14 protein-coding genes are annotated in these 15,922 nt (G+C 69.5%); 11 read left to right on the top strand and 3 right to left on the bottom strand.

From position 1 onward, the window contains the following. Positions 1-155: 155 nt before the first annotated feature. Positions 156-935 (bottom strand): NAD(P)H-dependent oxidoreductase, encoded by a 780-nt coding sequence (locus C8250_RS02150; RefSeq protein ID WP_138351842.1) that lies wholly within the window; start codon positions 933-935, stop codon positions 156-158. A 149-nt stretch (positions 936-1,084) separates the two neighbouring features. Between C8250_RS02150 and C8250_RS02145 the strand changes: the two genes are divergently transcribed. The 6 genes from C8250_RS02145 (at position 1,085) to C8250_RS02120 (ending at position 6,700) form a co-directional block, all read left to right on the top strand. Continuing rightward, positions 1,085-1,933, top strand: coding sequence for a helix-turn-helix transcriptional regulator (locus C8250_RS02145; RefSeq protein WP_138351841.1), 849 nt, complete (start codon positions 1,085-1,087; stop codon positions 1,931-1,933). A gap of 102 nt (positions 1,934-2,035) precedes the next feature. Beyond that, the gene (locus C8250_RS02140) at positions 2,036-3,121 is read left to right on the top strand and encodes an S-(hydroxymethyl)mycothiol dehydrogenase (protein ID WP_138351840.1); all 1,086 of its coding nucleotides are present in this window, start codon (positions 2,036-2,038) and stop codon (positions 3,119-3,121) included. Further along, the gene (locus tag C8250_RS02135) at positions 3,121-3,762 is read left to right on the top strand and encodes an MBL fold metallo-hydrolase (RefSeq protein ID WP_138351839.1); all 642 of its coding nucleotides are present in this window, start codon (positions 3,121-3,123) and stop codon (positions 3,760-3,762) included. Before C8250_RS02140 ends, C8250_RS02135 begins: the two co-directional genes overlap by 1 nt. 139 nt (positions 3,763-3,901) lie before the next feature. Further along, the gene (locus tag C8250_RS02130) at positions 3,902-4,264 is read left to right on the top strand and encodes a bifunctional 3-phenylpropionate/cinnamic acid dioxygenase ferredoxin subunit (protein ID WP_138351838.1); all 363 of its coding nucleotides are present in this window, start codon (positions 3,902-3,904) and stop codon (positions 4,262-4,264) included. Beyond that, positions 4,261-5,472 (top strand): FAD-dependent oxidoreductase, encoded by a 1,212-nt coding sequence (locus C8250_RS02125; RefSeq protein ID WP_138351837.1) that lies wholly within the window; start codon positions 4,261-4,263, stop codon positions 5,470-5,472. Before C8250_RS02130 ends, C8250_RS02125 begins: the two co-directional genes overlap by 4 nt. Before the next feature lie 91 nt (positions 5,473-5,563). After that, positions 5,564-6,700 (top strand): aromatic ring-hydroxylating dioxygenase subunit alpha, encoded by a 1,137-nt coding sequence (locus C8250_RS02120; RefSeq protein ID WP_138351836.1) that lies wholly within the window; start codon positions 5,564-5,566, stop codon positions 6,698-6,700. Here C8250_RS02120 and C8250_RS02115 read toward each other — a convergent pair. Continuing rightward, positions 6,688-7,485, bottom strand: a complete 798-nt coding sequence (locus C8250_RS02115) for an IclR family transcriptional regulator (protein ID WP_138351835.1) — start codon at positions 7,483-7,485, stop codon at positions 6,688-6,690. The two genes, C8250_RS02120 and C8250_RS02115, sit on opposite strands and share 13 nt — an antisense overlap. Before the next feature lie 151 nt (positions 7,486-7,636). On the opposite strand from C8250_RS02115, the gene betA reads away from it, so the two are divergent. Both betA and C8250_RS02105 read left to right on the top strand, forming a co-directional pair. Beyond that, positions 7,637-9,295 (top strand): choline dehydrogenase, encoded by a 1,659-nt coding sequence (betA, locus tag C8250_RS02110; protein WP_138351834.1) that lies wholly within the window; start codon positions 7,637-7,639, stop codon positions 9,293-9,295. After that, positions 9,292-10,113 carry a methylenetetrahydrofolate reductase gene (locus tag C8250_RS02105; RefSeq protein WP_138351833.1) on the top strand — a complete coding sequence of 274 codons (822 nt, stop codon included), beginning with the start codon at positions 9,292-9,294 and terminating at the stop codon, positions 10,111-10,113. Before betA ends, C8250_RS02105 begins: the two co-directional genes overlap by 4 nt. A gap of 52 nt (positions 10,114-10,165) precedes the next feature. Here the strand turns inward: C8250_RS02105 and purU are convergent, their stop codons facing one another. After that, positions 10,166-11,038, bottom strand: coding sequence for a formyltetrahydrofolate deformylase (gene purU / locus C8250_RS02100; protein ID WP_138351832.1), 873 nt, complete (start codon positions 11,036-11,038; stop codon positions 10,166-10,168). Between the two features lie 196 nt (positions 11,039-11,234). Between purU and C8250_RS02095 the strand changes: the two genes are divergently transcribed. The 3 genes from C8250_RS02095 (at position 11,235) to C8250_RS02085 (ending at position 15,901) form a co-directional block, all read left to right on the top strand. Beyond that, positions 11,235-12,716, top strand: coding sequence for an aldehyde dehydrogenase family protein (locus C8250_RS02095; protein ID WP_138351831.1), 1,482 nt, complete (start codon positions 11,235-11,237; stop codon positions 12,714-12,716). A gap of 66 nt (positions 12,717-12,782) precedes the next feature. Continuing rightward, positions 12,783-13,877, top strand: a complete 1,095-nt coding sequence (locus C8250_RS02090; RefSeq protein WP_138351830.1) for a glycine betaine/L-proline ABC transporter ATP-binding protein — start codon at positions 12,783-12,785, stop codon at positions 13,875-13,877. Then, positions 13,877-15,901 (top strand): ABC transporter permease subunit, encoded by a 2,025-nt coding sequence (locus tag C8250_RS02085; protein WP_138351829.1) that lies wholly within the window; start codon positions 13,877-13,879, stop codon positions 15,899-15,901. The genes C8250_RS02090 and C8250_RS02085 overlap by 1 nt, the downstream gene beginning before the upstream one ends. Positions 15,902-15,922 lie beyond the last annotated feature (21 nt).

Below are 15,922 nucleotides of genomic sequence, written 5' to 3'. Positions count from 1 at the left end.
GCACCACCTTCACGGCACTCATCCGTGCCACGGCCCCGTCCCGGAACACACGGGGGTTCCGGGGCAGGGCCGTGGCATCACGGTGCACCGATTGCCACCACGGCCGGGCAGTGCCTCGGGTTCGCGCGCCGGCCCGTCCTGGCCATCGCCGGCGGTCAGCCGCGCACGTGCAGCCCGAAACCCCGGTGGCCCGCGGGCTCCAGTCCCTCCTTCAGGTGCAGCGAGGGGATCTCGTAGTCACCGAAGTTCTGCCGCCGGAACGCGATCGGTTCGGTCGACTCCAGGGTGAGCAGGCGCTGTTCCCAGGCCTTGGCTACGTCGGTGTACTCCTCGTCGGTCATCCGGTCGGTGCCGTACCGCACGAACGGCGGCAGCACCTCGATGCCCGGGTAGTAGAGGATGCCGTGGTGGATCGGGAACAGCAGATCGTCGATGGGGCCGTTGATCCCACGAGCGGCGTAATGGGACTCCGGGCCGCCGGTGGTCACCGACAGCAGCGCCTTCCTGCCCGCGAGGGTGCCTTCGCCGAAGCGCTCGCCGTACTTGGTGTCGCTGTGCTCGCCGACGCCGTACGCGAAGTGGTAGGTGAACACCCGGTCCACCCAGCCTTTGAGGATCGCGGGCATCGAGTACCACCACAGCGGGAACTGGAAGATGATCGTGTCGGCCCACAGCAGCTTCTCCTGCTCGGCGCGTACGTCCGCGGTGAGCGTCCCGGCGTCGAAGGCCCGGCCCGAGTCCAGGGCGACCTTCAGCGGACTCGAGGCGTCGGGGCCGTAGTCCGCGGCGTCCACGACCGCCTTCCAGTTCATCGCGTACAGGTCGCTCACCCGTACCTCGTGCCCGGCGGTCTCCAGTGTGGACACCGCGAGGTCCTTCAGTGAGCTGTTGAGCGACTTCGGCTCCGGGTGGGCGTGGACGATCAGCGTCTTCATGGGAACTCCTTCGGATCGGATGCCTTCGATCCTGGGCGCCGCGGCGCCCGCTGTTCAGGGGCGCCTCTTCCATCGGACGGGACTTCCTGGTATCGGCAGGACCACCTTCACGGGCACGTCGCGGGAACCACGGAGGCCATACTGAGGGCATGGACGATCTTGCGAGCTTCCTGCGGACCCGGCGTTCCCGGGTCGACCCGGCGGCCGTCGGCATCCCCACCGACAGCCGGCGCCGCGTCGAAGGGTTGCGCCGCGAAGAGGTCGCGCACCTGTCCGGAGTCAGCGTCGACTACTACGTACGCCTGGAGCAGGGCCGCGCGACCCAGCCCTCCGAGCAGGTCCTCGACGCGCTCGCCGGTGTCCTCGGCCTGGACGAGACCGAGCGCGGGCACCTCTACCGGCTCGCCCGGCAGCGCCGCCGCCGCGCGAAGGCGCCGGGCGGGCGGGTCCGGCCGGAGCTGCTGCGCGTTCTCGACCTGGTCGCCGACGCACCTGCGCTGATCATGGACCATCGGCTGGACGTGCTCGCCGGGAACCGCCTCGCCGGGCTCCTCTTCGGCCGGCCGATGCCGGGCCTGAACACCGCCCGGCACATCTTCCTCGAGGAGGCCGAGCGCGGCCTTTACGCGGACTGGGAGAAGTGCACCCTCGACGTGGTCGGGCACCTGCGCCTGGCCGCCGGCAAGTACCCCGAGGACCCCCGCCTGGCCTCACTCATCGGCGAACTGGCGATGGGCAGCGAACGCTTCCGCCGTCTCTGGGCCCGCGCGGACGTGCGCGCCCGCACGCACGGACGCAAGGCGTACCGGCACCCGCTGGTCGGACTGCTGGAACTGCACCAGGAGAATTTCGCACTACCCGACGAGACAGGCATGGAGCTGCTGGTGCTGTCCGCGGCTCCCGGCAGTCCCGCCGAGGACGGGCTGCGCCTGCTCGCGGGGCTGGGCGCGGACAGCGGTGACGCGCAGCGCGCGGTGAACGCTCCGGTCCGCGAGTAGCTCGACGACGCCCGGTCCTTGACCGCCGTATCCGCTTCGCGGATGCTTTCGTTGCGATACGTGCGCTGCGTACCGCAATAAGAAACCAGCCGAGGAGTAGTCATGGCCCAGCAGGTTCGTGCTGTCGTCGCCCGGGGGAAGGGTTCCCCGGTCAGTCTGGAAACGATCATCGTGCCGGACCCCGGGCCGGGCGAAGCCCTTGTGAGGATCCAGGCCTGCGGGGTCTGTCACACCGACCTGCACTACCGCGAGGGAGGCATCAACGACGACTTCCCCTTCCTCCTCGGCCATGAGGCGGCGGGCGTGGTCGAGTCCGTCGGCGAGGGCGTGACCGATGTGGCTCCCGGCGACTTCGTGATCCTCAACTGGCGTGCGGTGTGCGGTCAGTGCCGCGCCTGTCGGCGTGGCCGCCCCTGGTACTGCTTCGACACCCACAATGCCGAGCAGAAGATGACCCTGCTCGACGGCACCGAGCTGTCCCCGGCGCTGGGCATCGGCGCCTTCGCCGAGAAGACCCTCGTCCACGCCGGACAGTGCACCAAGGTCGACCCCGCCGTCTCCCCGGCGGTCGCCGGTCTGCTGGGCTGCGGTGTCATGGCCGGCATCGGCGCGGCGATCAACACCGGCAACGTCGGCCGTGGCGACTCCGTCGCCGTGATCGGCTGTGGCGGCGTCGGCAACGCCGCCATCGTGGGGGCCCGGCTGGCCGGGGCGGCGACGATCATCGCGGTCGACATCGACGACCGCAAGCTCGAGACCGCGCAGCGGATGGGCGCCACCCACACCGTGAACTCCCAGGCCACCGACCCCGTCGAGGCCATCCGCGGGCTGACCGGCGGCAATGGCGCCGACGTCGTCATCGAGGCGGTCGGCAGGCCGGAGACCTACCGGCAGGCGTTCTACGCCCGCGACCTGGCCGGGACCGTCGTGCTGGTGGGCGTGCCCACGCCCGAGATGAAGCTGGAGTTGCCGCTGCTGGACGTCTTCGGGCGCGGTGGCTCGCTCAAGTCGTCCTGGTACGGCGACTGCCTGCCGTCCCGGGACTTCCCGATGCTGGTCGACCTCCATCTGCAGGGCCGCCTCGACCTGGGCGCCTTCGTCACCGAGACGATCGCCCTGGACGAAGTCGAGAAGGCCTTCGACCGGATGCGCAACGGTGACGTGCTGCGTTCGGTGGTGGTCTTCTGATGGCCGCCGCTTCCGCCGTCCGCATCGACCATGTCGTCACGAGTGGGACGTTCAGTCTCGACGGCGGTACCTGGGACGTCGACAACAACGTCTGGATCATCGGCGACGACAGCGAGGCGATCGTCATCGACGCCGCGCACGACGCCGCCGCCATCGCGTCCGCTGTCGGGGACCGTACGCTGCGCGCGATCGTGTGCACACACGCCCACAACGACCACATCGACGCGGCTCCCGCGCTGGCGGCACTGACCGGTGCGCCGATCCTGCTCCACCCGGATGACCTCTTCCTGTGGAAGCAGACCCACCCGGAGCGGTCTCCCGACGGCGAACTCGCCGACGGCCAGGAGCTGTCGGTGGCCGGGATCGAGCTGGCTGTTCTGCACACCCCGGGCCACGCGCCAGGTGCGGTGTGTCTGTACGCGCCCGAGCTGGGCACCGTCTTCACCGGCGACACGCTGTTCGCCGGCGGTCCGGGGGCCACGGGCCGCTCCTTCTCGGACTTTCCGACGATCATCGACTCCATCCGGGAGCGGTTGCTCACGCTGCCGCCCGGCACGGTCGTCCGTACCGGACACGGCGACGGGACGACCGTCGGAGCCGAGGCGCCGCAGCTCGACGAGTGGATCAAGCGAGGCCACTGACCGCCCCTGAGCTGCCCGTTCGTACGTCAACCGCCCCATGCTGTGGGGCGGTTTTCGTGTCTCTTGACAGCGGCTGGGGGCGCCTCCAAACTGTTGTTGCGCTTCCCGCAATCAGTTTCGTTATACGCACCGAGGTGTCATGAAGATTCCCGTGTGCCGGCTCGCGGATCTGCCGCGAGGCGAGGCCTACCGGCTCGAAATCGACCCGCCTGTCTCGGTGTTCCACACCGACGACGGAGAGGTCTTCGCCATCGACGACACATGCACCCACCAGGACGCCTCACTCGCTGACGGCTGGCTGGAAGGGTGCGAGGTCGAATGTCCGCTGCACGCGTCGAAGTTCGACCTGCGCACCGGCGCGGTCGACACATCGCCGGCCAAGCGTCCCGTCCGAACACACCAGGTCCTGGTCGAGGACGGCATGATCTACGTCGAGCTGTCCCCGGCCGCGCCCAACCTCCCGCCCTGCGTCGGGGCCCGGCTCGCGCAAGGCTCCGCGTGAGAAGCGTGGCCGTGGTGGGTGCCTCGCTCGCCGGTCTGTCGGCCGCCCGCTCCCTGCGCAGGCAGGGGTACGACGGGCGGCTGGTCATCATCGGCGACGAACCCCACCGGCCCTACGACCGGCCCCCGCTGTCCAAGGAGTTCCTCACCGGGGCCGTCGCCGAGGCCGACCTCGCCCTGGAAGCGGACGGCGAGGACCTGGCCGCCGAATGGCTGCTCGGCGCCCGTGCCACCGGCTTCGACCGTACCGAGCGCCGGATACGCCTCGCCGGTGACACAGCCGTCCGCGCCGACGGCATCGTCATCGCCACCGGCGCCGCTGCCCGCACACTGCCGGCCCGTGCGGGCGGGCGGAAGCTGGCCGGCGTCCACACGCTGCGCACCCTGGACGACGCCCGTGCGCTGCGGGACGACCTGGCCCGTGGCGGGCGCCTGGTCGTCATCGGCGGCGGCTTCATCGGTGCCGAGGTCGCCTCGACGGCGTACGCCCTCGGGCTGGACGTGACGGTCGTCGTGGTGGCGCCGACTCCGCTGGCCCGACCGCTCGGCGAGACGATGGGCGGTGTCGTGTCATCGCTCCACGCCGACCACGGTGTACGGCTGTTGTGCGGCGTCGGGGTCAAGGGGTTCAGCGGCGGCGAGCGAGGAGAGGCGGGAGTCCCGACGGCCGACGGCCGGGGGAGGGTGACAGCGGTCCTCCTGGAGGACGGCCGCCGGCTGCCCGCCGACATCGTCGTCGTCGGGGTGGGCGCCCGGCCGAATGTGGAATGGCTGGAGAGCTCCGGCATCGAGCTGGAGAACGGCGTCAAGTGCGGTGCGGACGGCCGCACCAACCTCACCGCCGTCGTCGCGGTCGGCGACTGCGCCAACTGGTACGACCCCGCCGCCGGAATCCACCGCCGCGTCGAGCACTGGACCGGCGCCAAGGAACGCCCCGCCGTCGCCGTCACCACCCTGCTGTCCGGTGGCGCCGGGGAGCCGGGACCCGTCAGGCCGCCGTACTTCTGGTCGGACCAGTACGGCGTACGGATCCAGTTCACGGGCCATGCGGCCGCGGCGGACAGTGTCACGGTCGAGGAAGGAGCGGCGGACGACCGCAGCTTCCTCGCGGTCTACCGCCGTGCCGGGGCTCCGGTCGCGGTGCTCGGGATGGACCAGCCTCGGCTGTTCACCCGCTGGCGCAAGCAACTGGCTGCCGCCGGGGCTTGACAGCGGGGGCCGCGCGCCACATTCTGCCCGCAAGAAGTTGCGCCATCCACGTCAGGTTGCACATCACACAACGTCCCCGGGGAGTGCCCACGTGACATCGACCAGCCTGCCGGACAGCCTGATCGCCACCCTCCCCGGCTCCTGCTACACCGATCCGGAGGTCTTCGCCCAGGAGCAGGAACGGATCTTCGAGACGATGTGGTTCTGCGTCGCGCGCGCCTCGGAACTCGCCAGGCCCGGCGCCTTCCGGACGGTCGAGGTGGGCCGCGAGAGCATTCTCGTCGCCCGCTCCCGCGACAACGCGATCCGCGCCTTCTTCAACGTGTGCCGGCACCGCGGTGCCAAGCTCCGTACCGAGGAGTCCGGCGAGGTCAGCCGGGCCTTCCAGTGTCCCTACCACGCCTGGACGTACGACCTCACCGGCAAGCTGATCGCCGCGCCCAACCTCACCAAGATGCCGGACGTCGGCCGTACCGAGTACGGCCTGGTGGGTGTGCACGTACGCGAATGGCTCGGCTATGTGTGGGTCTGCCTGGCCGAGGAGCCGCCCAGCTTCGAGGAGCAGGTCATCGGCGCGGTCGTGGAGCGGCTGGGCGATGTGGAGCCGATCGAGCACTACGACATCGACAACCTCGCGGTCGGCAAGCGGATCGTCTACGACGTCAAGGCGAACTGGAAGCTCATCATCGAGAACTTCATGGAGTGCTACCACTGCGCGACGATCCATCCCGAACTCACCGAGGTGCTACCGGAGTTCGCCGACGGCTACGCCGCCCAGTACTACGTCGGCCACGGCGCCGAGTTCGGTTCGGACATCCAGGGTTTCACGGTCGACGGCACCGAGGGCCTGGACCGGATACCCGGTGTGTCCCCCGACCAGGACCGCCGCTACTACGCGATCACCGTCCAGCCGCAGGTCTTCATCAACCTCGTGCCGGACCATGTCATCTTCCACCGGATGTACCCGGTCGCCGCCGACCGCACGATCGTCGAGTGCGACTGGCTCTACCTCAAGGACGTCGTGGACAGCGGCAGGGACGTCAGCCGCTCCGTCGAGCTCTTCGACCGCGTCAACCGGCAGGACTTCGACGCCTGCGAGCGCTGCCAGCCCGCCATGAGCTCCCGCCTGTACGCCAAGGGTGGCGTCCTGGTCCCCAGTGAGCACCACATCGGCGCCTTCCACGAGTGGGTCCAGGAGCGGCTGGGGACGGCTCCTCAGCCGAGGTAGCCCATCCGGTGGCTGATCTCCGCCGCTCCCCTGATCAGCGTCGGTGCGAGCTCGTGCATCCGCTCCTCGGTGAAGCGGTAGGACGGCCCGGACACGGTGACCGCCGCGATGACCTCGCCGTCGCGGGAGCGGACGGGCGCGGCCATGGCGTGCAGGCCGACCTCCAGCTCCTCCAGGGTCCAGGCGTAACCGCGCTCCCTGGCCTCGGCGAGGTTCTTCTCCAGCTTCGTCTTCGAGGTCAGGGTGTGCGGGGTGAGCTTCTCCAGGCCCGCGTCCATGATCAGCTCGGCGCGCTCCCTGGCGGGCAGGTGGGCCAGCAGGATCTTGCCGCTGGACGTGGCGTGCAGCGGGGTCAGCTGGCCGACCCAGTTGTGCGCGCTGACGGCGGCCGGGCCGCGCACCTGGAAGAGGTTGATCGCGAACTGCTTCTCCATGACCGCGATGTTGACGGTCTCCTCGAGCTCCTCGGCCAGCCGTTCGCAGACCGGGCGTCCCTGCTGGGTGATGTCGATCCGTCCGGTGACGGCGCCGGCCAGCCGGACGATCCCGAAGCCGAGCCGGTACTTGCCGCGCTCGGCGGCCTGCTCCACCAAACCGCGCGCTTCCAGGGCGCCCAGCAGCCGGAAAGCGGTCGACTTGTGCACGTCGATCTCCGTGGCCACTTCGCTCACCCCGGCCTCGCCGCGCTGAGCCAGGATCTCCAGGACGCTGATCGCGCGGTCGACGGACTGGACGCCGCCGGTCTGCGACCCGGCAGTTTCGTTATCTGCGCTGAAGTTGCTCATAGCGGAACTATACGCGCGGTAAACAACAGGCCGGGGGAAGTGAAAGGGAGGCGATGGCTCTCCAAGTTGCGTGGCACGCAACCTGGTGCGTATGGCGCTACTCGTACTAGCATGCCTCGCGTATCGACGGCGCGAGCGAGACGAGACAGCCATGGCTCCCTTGCAGTACGACTTCGTCATCGTCGGCGGCGGCTCGGCCGGCAGCGCGCTGGCCAACCGGCTCTCCGCCGAACCGGCCAACCGCGTGCTGGTGCTCGAAGCCGGCCGCTCCGACTACCCGTGGGACATCTTCATCCAGATGCCCGCCGCCCTCACGTTCCCCATCGGCAGCCGCTTCTACGACTGGAAGTACGAGTCCGAGCCCGAGCCCCACATGGGCGGCCGCCGCGTCTACCACGCACGCGGCAAGGTCCTCGGCGGCTCCAGCAGCATCAACGGCATGATCTTCCAGCGCGGCAATCCGCTGGACTACGAGCGCTGGGCCGCGGACCCGGGGATGGAGAAGTGGGACTACTCCCACTGCCTGCCCTACTTCCAGCGCATGGAGAACTGCCTTGCCGCCGACCAGGACGATGAGTTCCGTGGCCACGACGGCCCGCTCGTCCTCGAACGCGGACCCGCGTCCAGCCCGCTCTTTCCCGCGTTCCTCGCGTCCGTCCAGGAAGCCGGCTACCCGCTCACGGACGACGTCAACGGCTACCGCCAGGAGGGCTTCGCCGCCTTCGACCGCAACGTCCACCGCGGGCGTCGGCTGTCGGCCTCCAAGGCCTATCTGCACCCCGTCATGAAGCGGCCCAATCTCACCGTCAGGACCCGGGCGCTCGTCACCCGCGTCCTCTTCGAGGGCAAGCGCGCGGTCGGCGTGGAGTACCAGCGCGGTCGCGGCAAGCCGCAGCGGGTACGGGCCGGCGAGGTCATCCTCTGTGGCGGTGCCATCAACTCACCCCAGCTGCTGCAGCTCTCCGGTGTCGGCAAGGCGGAGGAGCTGCAGGATCTGGGCATCGAGGTCGTCCACGATCTGCCGGGCGTCGGCGAGAACATGCAGGACCACCTTGAGGTCTACGTGCAGTACGCCTGCAAGCAGCCGGTCTCCATGCAGCCGTACATGAAGAAGTGGCGCTATCCCTTCATCGGCCTGCAGTGGCTGTTCCGCAAGGGTCCGGCCGCCACCAACCACTTCGAGGCCGGAGGCTTCGCCCGCAGCAACGAGGACGTCGACTACCCCAACCTGATGTTCCACTTCCTGCCGATCGCGGTCCGGTACGACGGTTCCTCGCCTGCGGGCGGGCACGGCTACCAGGTGCACGTCGGGCCCATGTACTCCGACGCCATCGGCTCGGTGAAGATCAAGAGCAGGGATCCGCGCGAGCATCCGGCGCTCCGCTTCAACTACCTGTCGACCGAGCAGGACCGGCGGGAGTGGGTCGAGGCGATCCGGGTGGCCCGCAAGCTGCTCAACCAGCCCGCCATGGAGCCGTACAACGCCGGGGAGGTCTCGCCCGGGCCGTCGGTCGCGACGGACGAGGAGATCCTGGACTGGGTCGCCAAGGAGGGCGAGACGGCCCTGCATCCGTCCTGCACCTGCAAGATGGGGACCGATGCGATGGCGGTCGTGGACCCGGACAGCCTGCGGGTGCACGGCGTGCAGGGCCTGCGCGTCGTGGACGCGTCCGTCATGCCCTACGTCACCAACGGCAACATCTACGCCCCCACGATGATGATCGCCGAACGGGCCGCCGACCTCATCCTCGGCAAGGACCCCCTGCCGCCCTCCAAGTCGGCGTACTACCGCCACCGCGACCCGCGGTGAGGACGCTTCTGCAGCGGGTCCGCTACGAGGTCCTGCCGGCCGGCCCCACCGAGGACCAGGTCCTCGCCCATGTCCCGCGCGACGTGGTGATCACCGTCACCGCGTCGCCGGTCAAGGGCCTCGACCCCACCCTGGACCTCACCGTCCGGCTCGCGGGCCATGGCTACCGCGTCGTCCCGCATGTGCCCGCGCGCCTCCTGCGCGACGGTGCGCACGTCGCGGAGATCGCCGACCGGCTCCGGGCCTCCGGCGTCGAGGACGTCTTCGTGCCGGCCGGCGACGCGAACCCCTCGGCGGGTGCGTACGAAGGGGCCTTGCCCGTGCTGCGGCAGTTGAGCGAGCTGGGCAGCCCCTTCCGCCATGTCGGCATCACCGGCTATCCCGAGCGGCATCCCCTGATCGACGACGACATCACCATTCAGGCCATGTGGGAGAAGCGCGTCCACGCCACGTACATCGTCAGCAACCTGTGCTTCGACCCGCAGGTCCTGGGGGAGTGGGTCGGGCGCATCCGGCGCCGCGGCGTGGCCCTGCCCGTGCATGTGGGGGTGGCGGGGCCCGTGGAGCGGACGAAGCTGCTCGCCATGGCCACCAAGATCGGCGTCGGTGAGTCGACGCGCTTCCTGACCCGGCACGCCTCGTGGTTCGTCCGCCTCTCCGCGCCCGGCGGCTATTCGCCGGAGCGGTTCCTCACGCGCACCGCGCCCGCGCTGACGGCGCCCTCGGCGGTGGTGGCGGGGCTGCACGTCTTCACGTTCAACCAGATCGCCGAGACCGAGCGCTGGCGCCGCGCGATGCTCGAGCGCGCCGACAACTGATGCGTTCCGCACCACCCCTGCGAGGGTGCCGGCGCGCTCGCACGACGTGGCGTCAGCGGAAGACCACCGTGCGGTTTCCATCGATCATGACGCGGTTCTCGCTGTGCCATTTCACCGCGTGCGCGAGTACCTGCGCCTCGACATCGCGGCCCACGGTCACCAGCTCCTCCGGGTCGAGCGAGTGGTCGACCCGGACCACGTCCTGCTCGATGATCTGCCCTTCGTCCAGCTCCGGGGTGACGTAGTGCGCGGTCGCCCCGACCAGCTTGACCCCGCGGTCGTACGCCTGGTTGTAGGGACGTGCGCCCTTGAAGCTCGGCAGGAAGGAGTGGTGGATGTTGATCGCCCGCCCCTCCAGCTGCTTGCACAGATCATCGGAGAGGACCTGCATGTAGCGGGCCAGCACCACCAGCTCGATGTCCAGCTCACGCACCAGCTCCAGCAGCCGCGCCTCCGCCTCGGCCTTGGTCTCCCGCGTCACCGGCACGTGCAGGAACGGCACGCCGTAGGTGTCCGCGAGTGCTTCGAACTCCCGGTGATTGGAGACGATCGCCGGGATCTCGATGTTGAGCGCGCCGGTCCGCTGCCGGAAGAGCAGGTCGTTGAGGCAGTGCCCGAACTTGGACACCATGATCAGCGTGCGCGTCGGGGTGGCCGCGTCCCGCAGCGTCCACGTGATCCCGTACGCCTCGGCGACCGGGCCGAATCGGGAACGCAGAGTTTCCAGACCTGTGTCCGGATCGGAGATGTCGAAGTGGACCCTCATGAAGTACCGGCCCTTGAGCCGCTCGTCGAACTGCTGGCTCTGCAGGATGTTGCCGGAGTTGCGTACGAGGAAGCCGCTCACCGCGTGGACGATGCCGGCCCGGTCCGGGCACGCGAGGGTGAGGACGTACTCGTGGCCGGGTTGTGGGCGAGGGGACATATGCGACCTCCACTGGTGCGTAATGAGCAACAGAGTGAGTGATACGCAACATGGTCCAGTCCCGTAAGGCCTGCGGTCAAGAGGTGAAGCCCGCAGGTATCAACCCCTTGACGCGCGCCACCCGTTCGGCCAGGGTGTTCCACCACAAGCAATTCGATGCGCTATGCGCAACGGATTCGTCTGAAGGGCTCATCGCGTGGCGGACCTGTATCTGGACGGTGAGTGGCGCGACCCGGTTGCGGGCGGCCGCCGGGAGATTCGCTGCCCAGCCGACGGCACGCTCGTCGCGAGCGTGGGCGAGGGGATGCGGGCCGACACCGAGGCCGCGATCCTCGCAGCACGCCGTGCCTTCGACTCGGGACCGTGGCCGGGCACGCCGGAGCGCGAGCGCGGGGCGCTGCTCCTTCGCGTGGCGGACATCCTGGAACGGGACGCGAAGGAATTCGCCAGGGCCGAATCGCTCGACACGGGCAAGCGGCTGGTGGAGAGCGAGTACGACATCGCGGATGTCGTCTCCTGTTTCCGTTACTACGGCGGGGTCGCGGGCACCAGCGCGGGCCGGGTCATCGACACGGGCCGCGACGACGCCATCAGCCGGGTCGTCCACGAGCCGATCGGTGTCTGCGGCCTGATCACCCCCTGGAACTACCCTCTTCTTCAGGCCTCCTGGAAGGTCGCGCCGGCCCTCGCCGCGGGCAACACCTTTGTCCTGAAGCCCAGTGAGCTGACCCCGTCCACCTCGATCCTGCTCATGCGGGCGCTGGAGGAGGCCGGGCTCCCCGCGGGGGCCGCCAACCTCGTCCTGGGCACCGGGCCGGAGGTGGGGGCGCCGCTGTCCGAGCACCCGGATGTGGACATGGTGTCCTTCACCGGCGGGCTGGAGACCGGAAAGCGGATCATGGCCACGGCCGCCGCGACGGTGAAGAAGGTCGCGCTGGAGCTGGGCGGCAAGAACCCCAACGTCATCTTCGCCGATGCCGACTTCGAGACGGCCGTGGACTTCGCGCTCACGGCCGTCTTCCTGCATTCGGGCCAGGTCTGCTCGGCCGGCGCCCGGCTGATCGTCGAGGACTCGCTGCACGACGCCTTCGTCGACGAGGTCGTACGCCGCGCGCGGCAGATCCGCCTCGGCGGACCCTTCGACGCCGCGGCCGAGACCGGCGCGCTGATCTCCGCCGCCCACCGCGACAAGGTCGAGGCCTATGTTGCCGCCGGCATCGCCGAAGGCGCCGTCCTGCGCTGCGGCGGCGCCCGCCCGGACGACCCCGCGCTCGCGGACGGCTTCTACTACCCGCCGACCGTTCTCGACGAGTGCACCCAGGACATGCGCGTGGTGCACGAGGAGTCCTTCGGCCCGGTGCTGACCGTCGAACGCTTCAGCGGCGGCGAGAACGCCGAGGACGAAGCCGTACGCATCGCCAACGACACGGATTTCGGACTGGCCGGTGCCGTCTGGACACAGGACGCGGGCAAGGCGCAGCGAGTCGCCCGCCGGCTGCGCCACGGCACCGTATGGATCAACGATTACCACCCCTATGTGCCGCAGGCGGAGTGGGGTGGGTTCGGGCAGTCGGGCGTGGGCCGGGAGCTGGGACCTGCCGGCCTGGACGAGTACCGCGAGCCCAAGCACATCTGGCAGAACATCCAACCGCGGCCGCAGCGCTGGTTCCGCAGCTGAAGCGCACCGGGCCGGAGACCTGAAGCCCGGAAGGCCGAACACCTGAAGCATGGAGAGAGGTCGACAGTGATCCCAGCACAGACCGAGGTGTCGCGGCGGCGCGACAGGTCCCAGGACCCGGATCAGGACCGGACCCCGGTCATCTCCGTGCGCGGGCTGTGGAAGGTGTTCGGGCCGAAGGCCGAAAAGGTGCCGCAGTCCGAGGAGTTGTGCGGCCTGTCGCGCCGTGAGCTCATGGACCGTGCGGGATGCACGGCGGCGGTGCGGGACGTGAGCTTCGACGTGTCGCCCGGCGAGGTCTTCGTGGTCATGGGCCTGTCCGGCTCGGGCAAGTCCACCCTGGTGCGATGTCTGACCCGGCTGATCGAACCGACCGCCGGCCAGGTCGTCTTCGAGGGCGAGGACATCCGCGACGCCGACCCCAAGCGCCTGCGGGAGCTTCGCCGGCACAAGTTCTCCATGGTCTTCCAGCACTTCGGGCTGCTGCCGCACCGGTGCGTGGTGGACAACGTCGCGTACGGCCTGGAGATCCGCGGCATGGGCAAGGCGCAGCGCACCAAGCGCGCGCTGGAGGTCGTCGAGCTGGTGGGCCTGTCCGGCTACGAGAACTCCTACCCCGACCAGCTCTCCGGCGGTATGCAGCAGCGCGTCGGCCTCGCGCGGGCGCTGGCCGGCGATCCGGATGTGCTGCTCTTCGACGAGCCGTTCTCGGCGCTGGACCCGATGATCCGGCGGGACATGCAGAACGAGGTCATCCGGCTGCACCACGAGGTCGGCAAGACCATGGTCTTCGTCACCCACGACCTGTCCGAGGCGCTCAAGCTGGGCGACCGCATCCTGATCATGCGCGACGGCAAGACGGTCCAGTGCGGTACGGGCGACGAACTGGTCGGCGCTCCCGCCGACGACTACGTCCGCGACTTCGTGAAGGACGTGCCGCGTGCCGATGTCCTGACGCTGCGCTGGATCATGCGCCCGGCAGGGCCGGACGACGATCTCGACGGACCCGAGTTCGGCCCGGACGTGGTGGTGCGGGACGCCACCAGGGCGGTGTTCGAGGCGGTGAAGCCGGTCAAGGTCGTCGAGAACGGCAAGCTGCTGGGTGTCGTCGGCGACGAGGAGATCCTCGCGGTGATCGCGGGCGTGGAAGGCGGCGCGTGATGGCCGTCGTCGCCCAGGTGCCCACGCGACTGGGGGCGATCCGCGCCATCCCGCGCCGGTTCGTCGTCGCCGGGATACTGGCCCTCTGGCTGCTGATCTTCGCCGTGTTCCGCGGCCACCAGACGCTCGCGCTGGCGGCGGCCGACCTGACCGGTCTGCACCGCTGGTTCAACGACGTCAACGACTCGATCGGCGCCGACCGCAACAGCAATCCGCTCTTCCTCTACTTCTTCAACGAGATCCGGCTGGTCATCGACAACCTGGTGACCTTCATCCAGTCGCTGATCTCCCAGCCCTCGAGCGGCCGCGGAGTCCCGCAGATCGGGTGGCTCGGTGTCGTCGGCATCGTCGGCTACCTCTCCTGGGCCCTGGGCAACGTGCGGGTCGCGCTGCTCGCCATGGCCGGCTTCACCTTCTTCGGGCTGCAAGGCCTGTGGCAGGAGAGCATGGACACCCTGGCCCTGACGCTCTCGGCGGTCTTCGTCTCGCTCCTCATCGGCATCCCGCTCGGCGTGTGGGCCGGGATGTCCGACCGGGCCAACCGGATCATGACGCCGTTCCTGGACTTCATGCAGACGATGCCGACCTTCGTCTATCTCGCCCCGCTCACGCTGTTCTTCCTCATCGGGCCGGCCTCCGCCACGATCGCCACGCTGATCTACGCGGCGCCTCCCGCGATCCGTATCACCGCGCACGCCATTCGGTCCGTGCCGGCGACGACGGTCGAGGCGGCCTATTCGCTGGGCTCGACGCGGCGCCAGACGCTCACCAAGGTGCTCCTGCCGATGTCCAAGCGGACCGTGGTGATGGGCATCAACCAGACCATCATGGCCGCCCTGGCCATGGTCACCATCGCCGCGCTGATCGACGCACCCGGGCTCGGCAAGACCGTGGTCAAGGCGTTGCAGTCGCTGGACGTCGGCACAGCGTTCAACGCTGGTCTCGCCATCGTCGTCATGGCCATCGTCCTCGACCGCGTTACGACGGCGGCGAGCGAGCGCAGCGCGACCGGGGTCCCCTCAGCAGAGGGGAGGGGCCGGGCTCCCGGTCGCCTGGGCGGCCCGTTCGTGAAGTGGCGCCGGCATCTGCTGGTGGCGGGCGGCGTGGTGGCCGCGGTCCTGGTGTATCTGTCGCACACCTACGTGTGGGCGGCGGAGTTCCCCGGCGAGGGCAGTACCGGCAGCACCATCGCCAGTGCGGCGGACACCGTGACCACCTGGGCGCAGGACCACCTCTCCGGCATGACGAACGCCCTGCGTGACGCCGTCACCAACGGTCTGCTCAACCCCTTTCAGTCGCTGCTGACCGACTCCCCGTGGTGGCTGGTCGGCGCCGTCCTGGTCGCCGTCGGAGCCGTGCTGGGCGGCCGGCGGGCCGGAGTGACGGCCGGGGTGTGTGTGGCCCTGCTCGTCGGCACCGGCATGTGGTCGGACAGCATGACGACGCTGGCGTCGACCGCCGTGGCGACGGTGCTGGTGATGGCCCTCGGGGTCGTGGTGGGCGTCTGGATGGGGCGCAGCCCTATGGCCGACCGGCTCATCCGGCCCACTCTGGATGCGGCGCAGGTCATGCCGCCGTTCGTCTATCTGGTGCCGTTCCTCGCGCTGTTCGGGGCGACCCGGTTCACCGCGATCGTCGCCGCGGTCGTCTATGCGGCGCCCGTCACGATGAAGATCATCGCGGACGGGGTGCGGGCCGTGCCGGAGACCACCGTCGAGGCGGCCGCGGCTGCCGGGTCCAATACCTGGCAGATCATCACCAAAGTCCAACTGCCGATGTCACGCAGCGCCCTGGCTCTCGCTGTCAACCAGGGCCTGATCTACGTGCTGTCGATGGTTGTAGTGGGCGGCCTGGTCGGTGCGGGCGCCCTCGGCTACGACGTCGTAGCCGGTTTCTCGCAAGGAGAGCTGTACGGCAAGGGGCTGGCGGCGGGACTCGCCATCGTGTTGCTCGGCGTCATGTTCGACGGGATCACACAGGCGGCGGCGCGCCGTACCACGGCGGTGAACGGCCGTCGGCACTAGGCAGTCAAAAGGAGCACGACA

Source organism: Streptomyces sp. So13.3, assembly GCF_005860785.2.
Classification (GTDB): domain Bacteria; phylum Actinomycetota; class Actinomycetes; order Streptomycetales; family Streptomycetaceae; genus Actinacidiphila; species Actinacidiphila fildesensis.
Note: the sequence above shows the minus strand (reverse complement) of the source record. Positions and strands in the feature narration are given on the sequence as shown.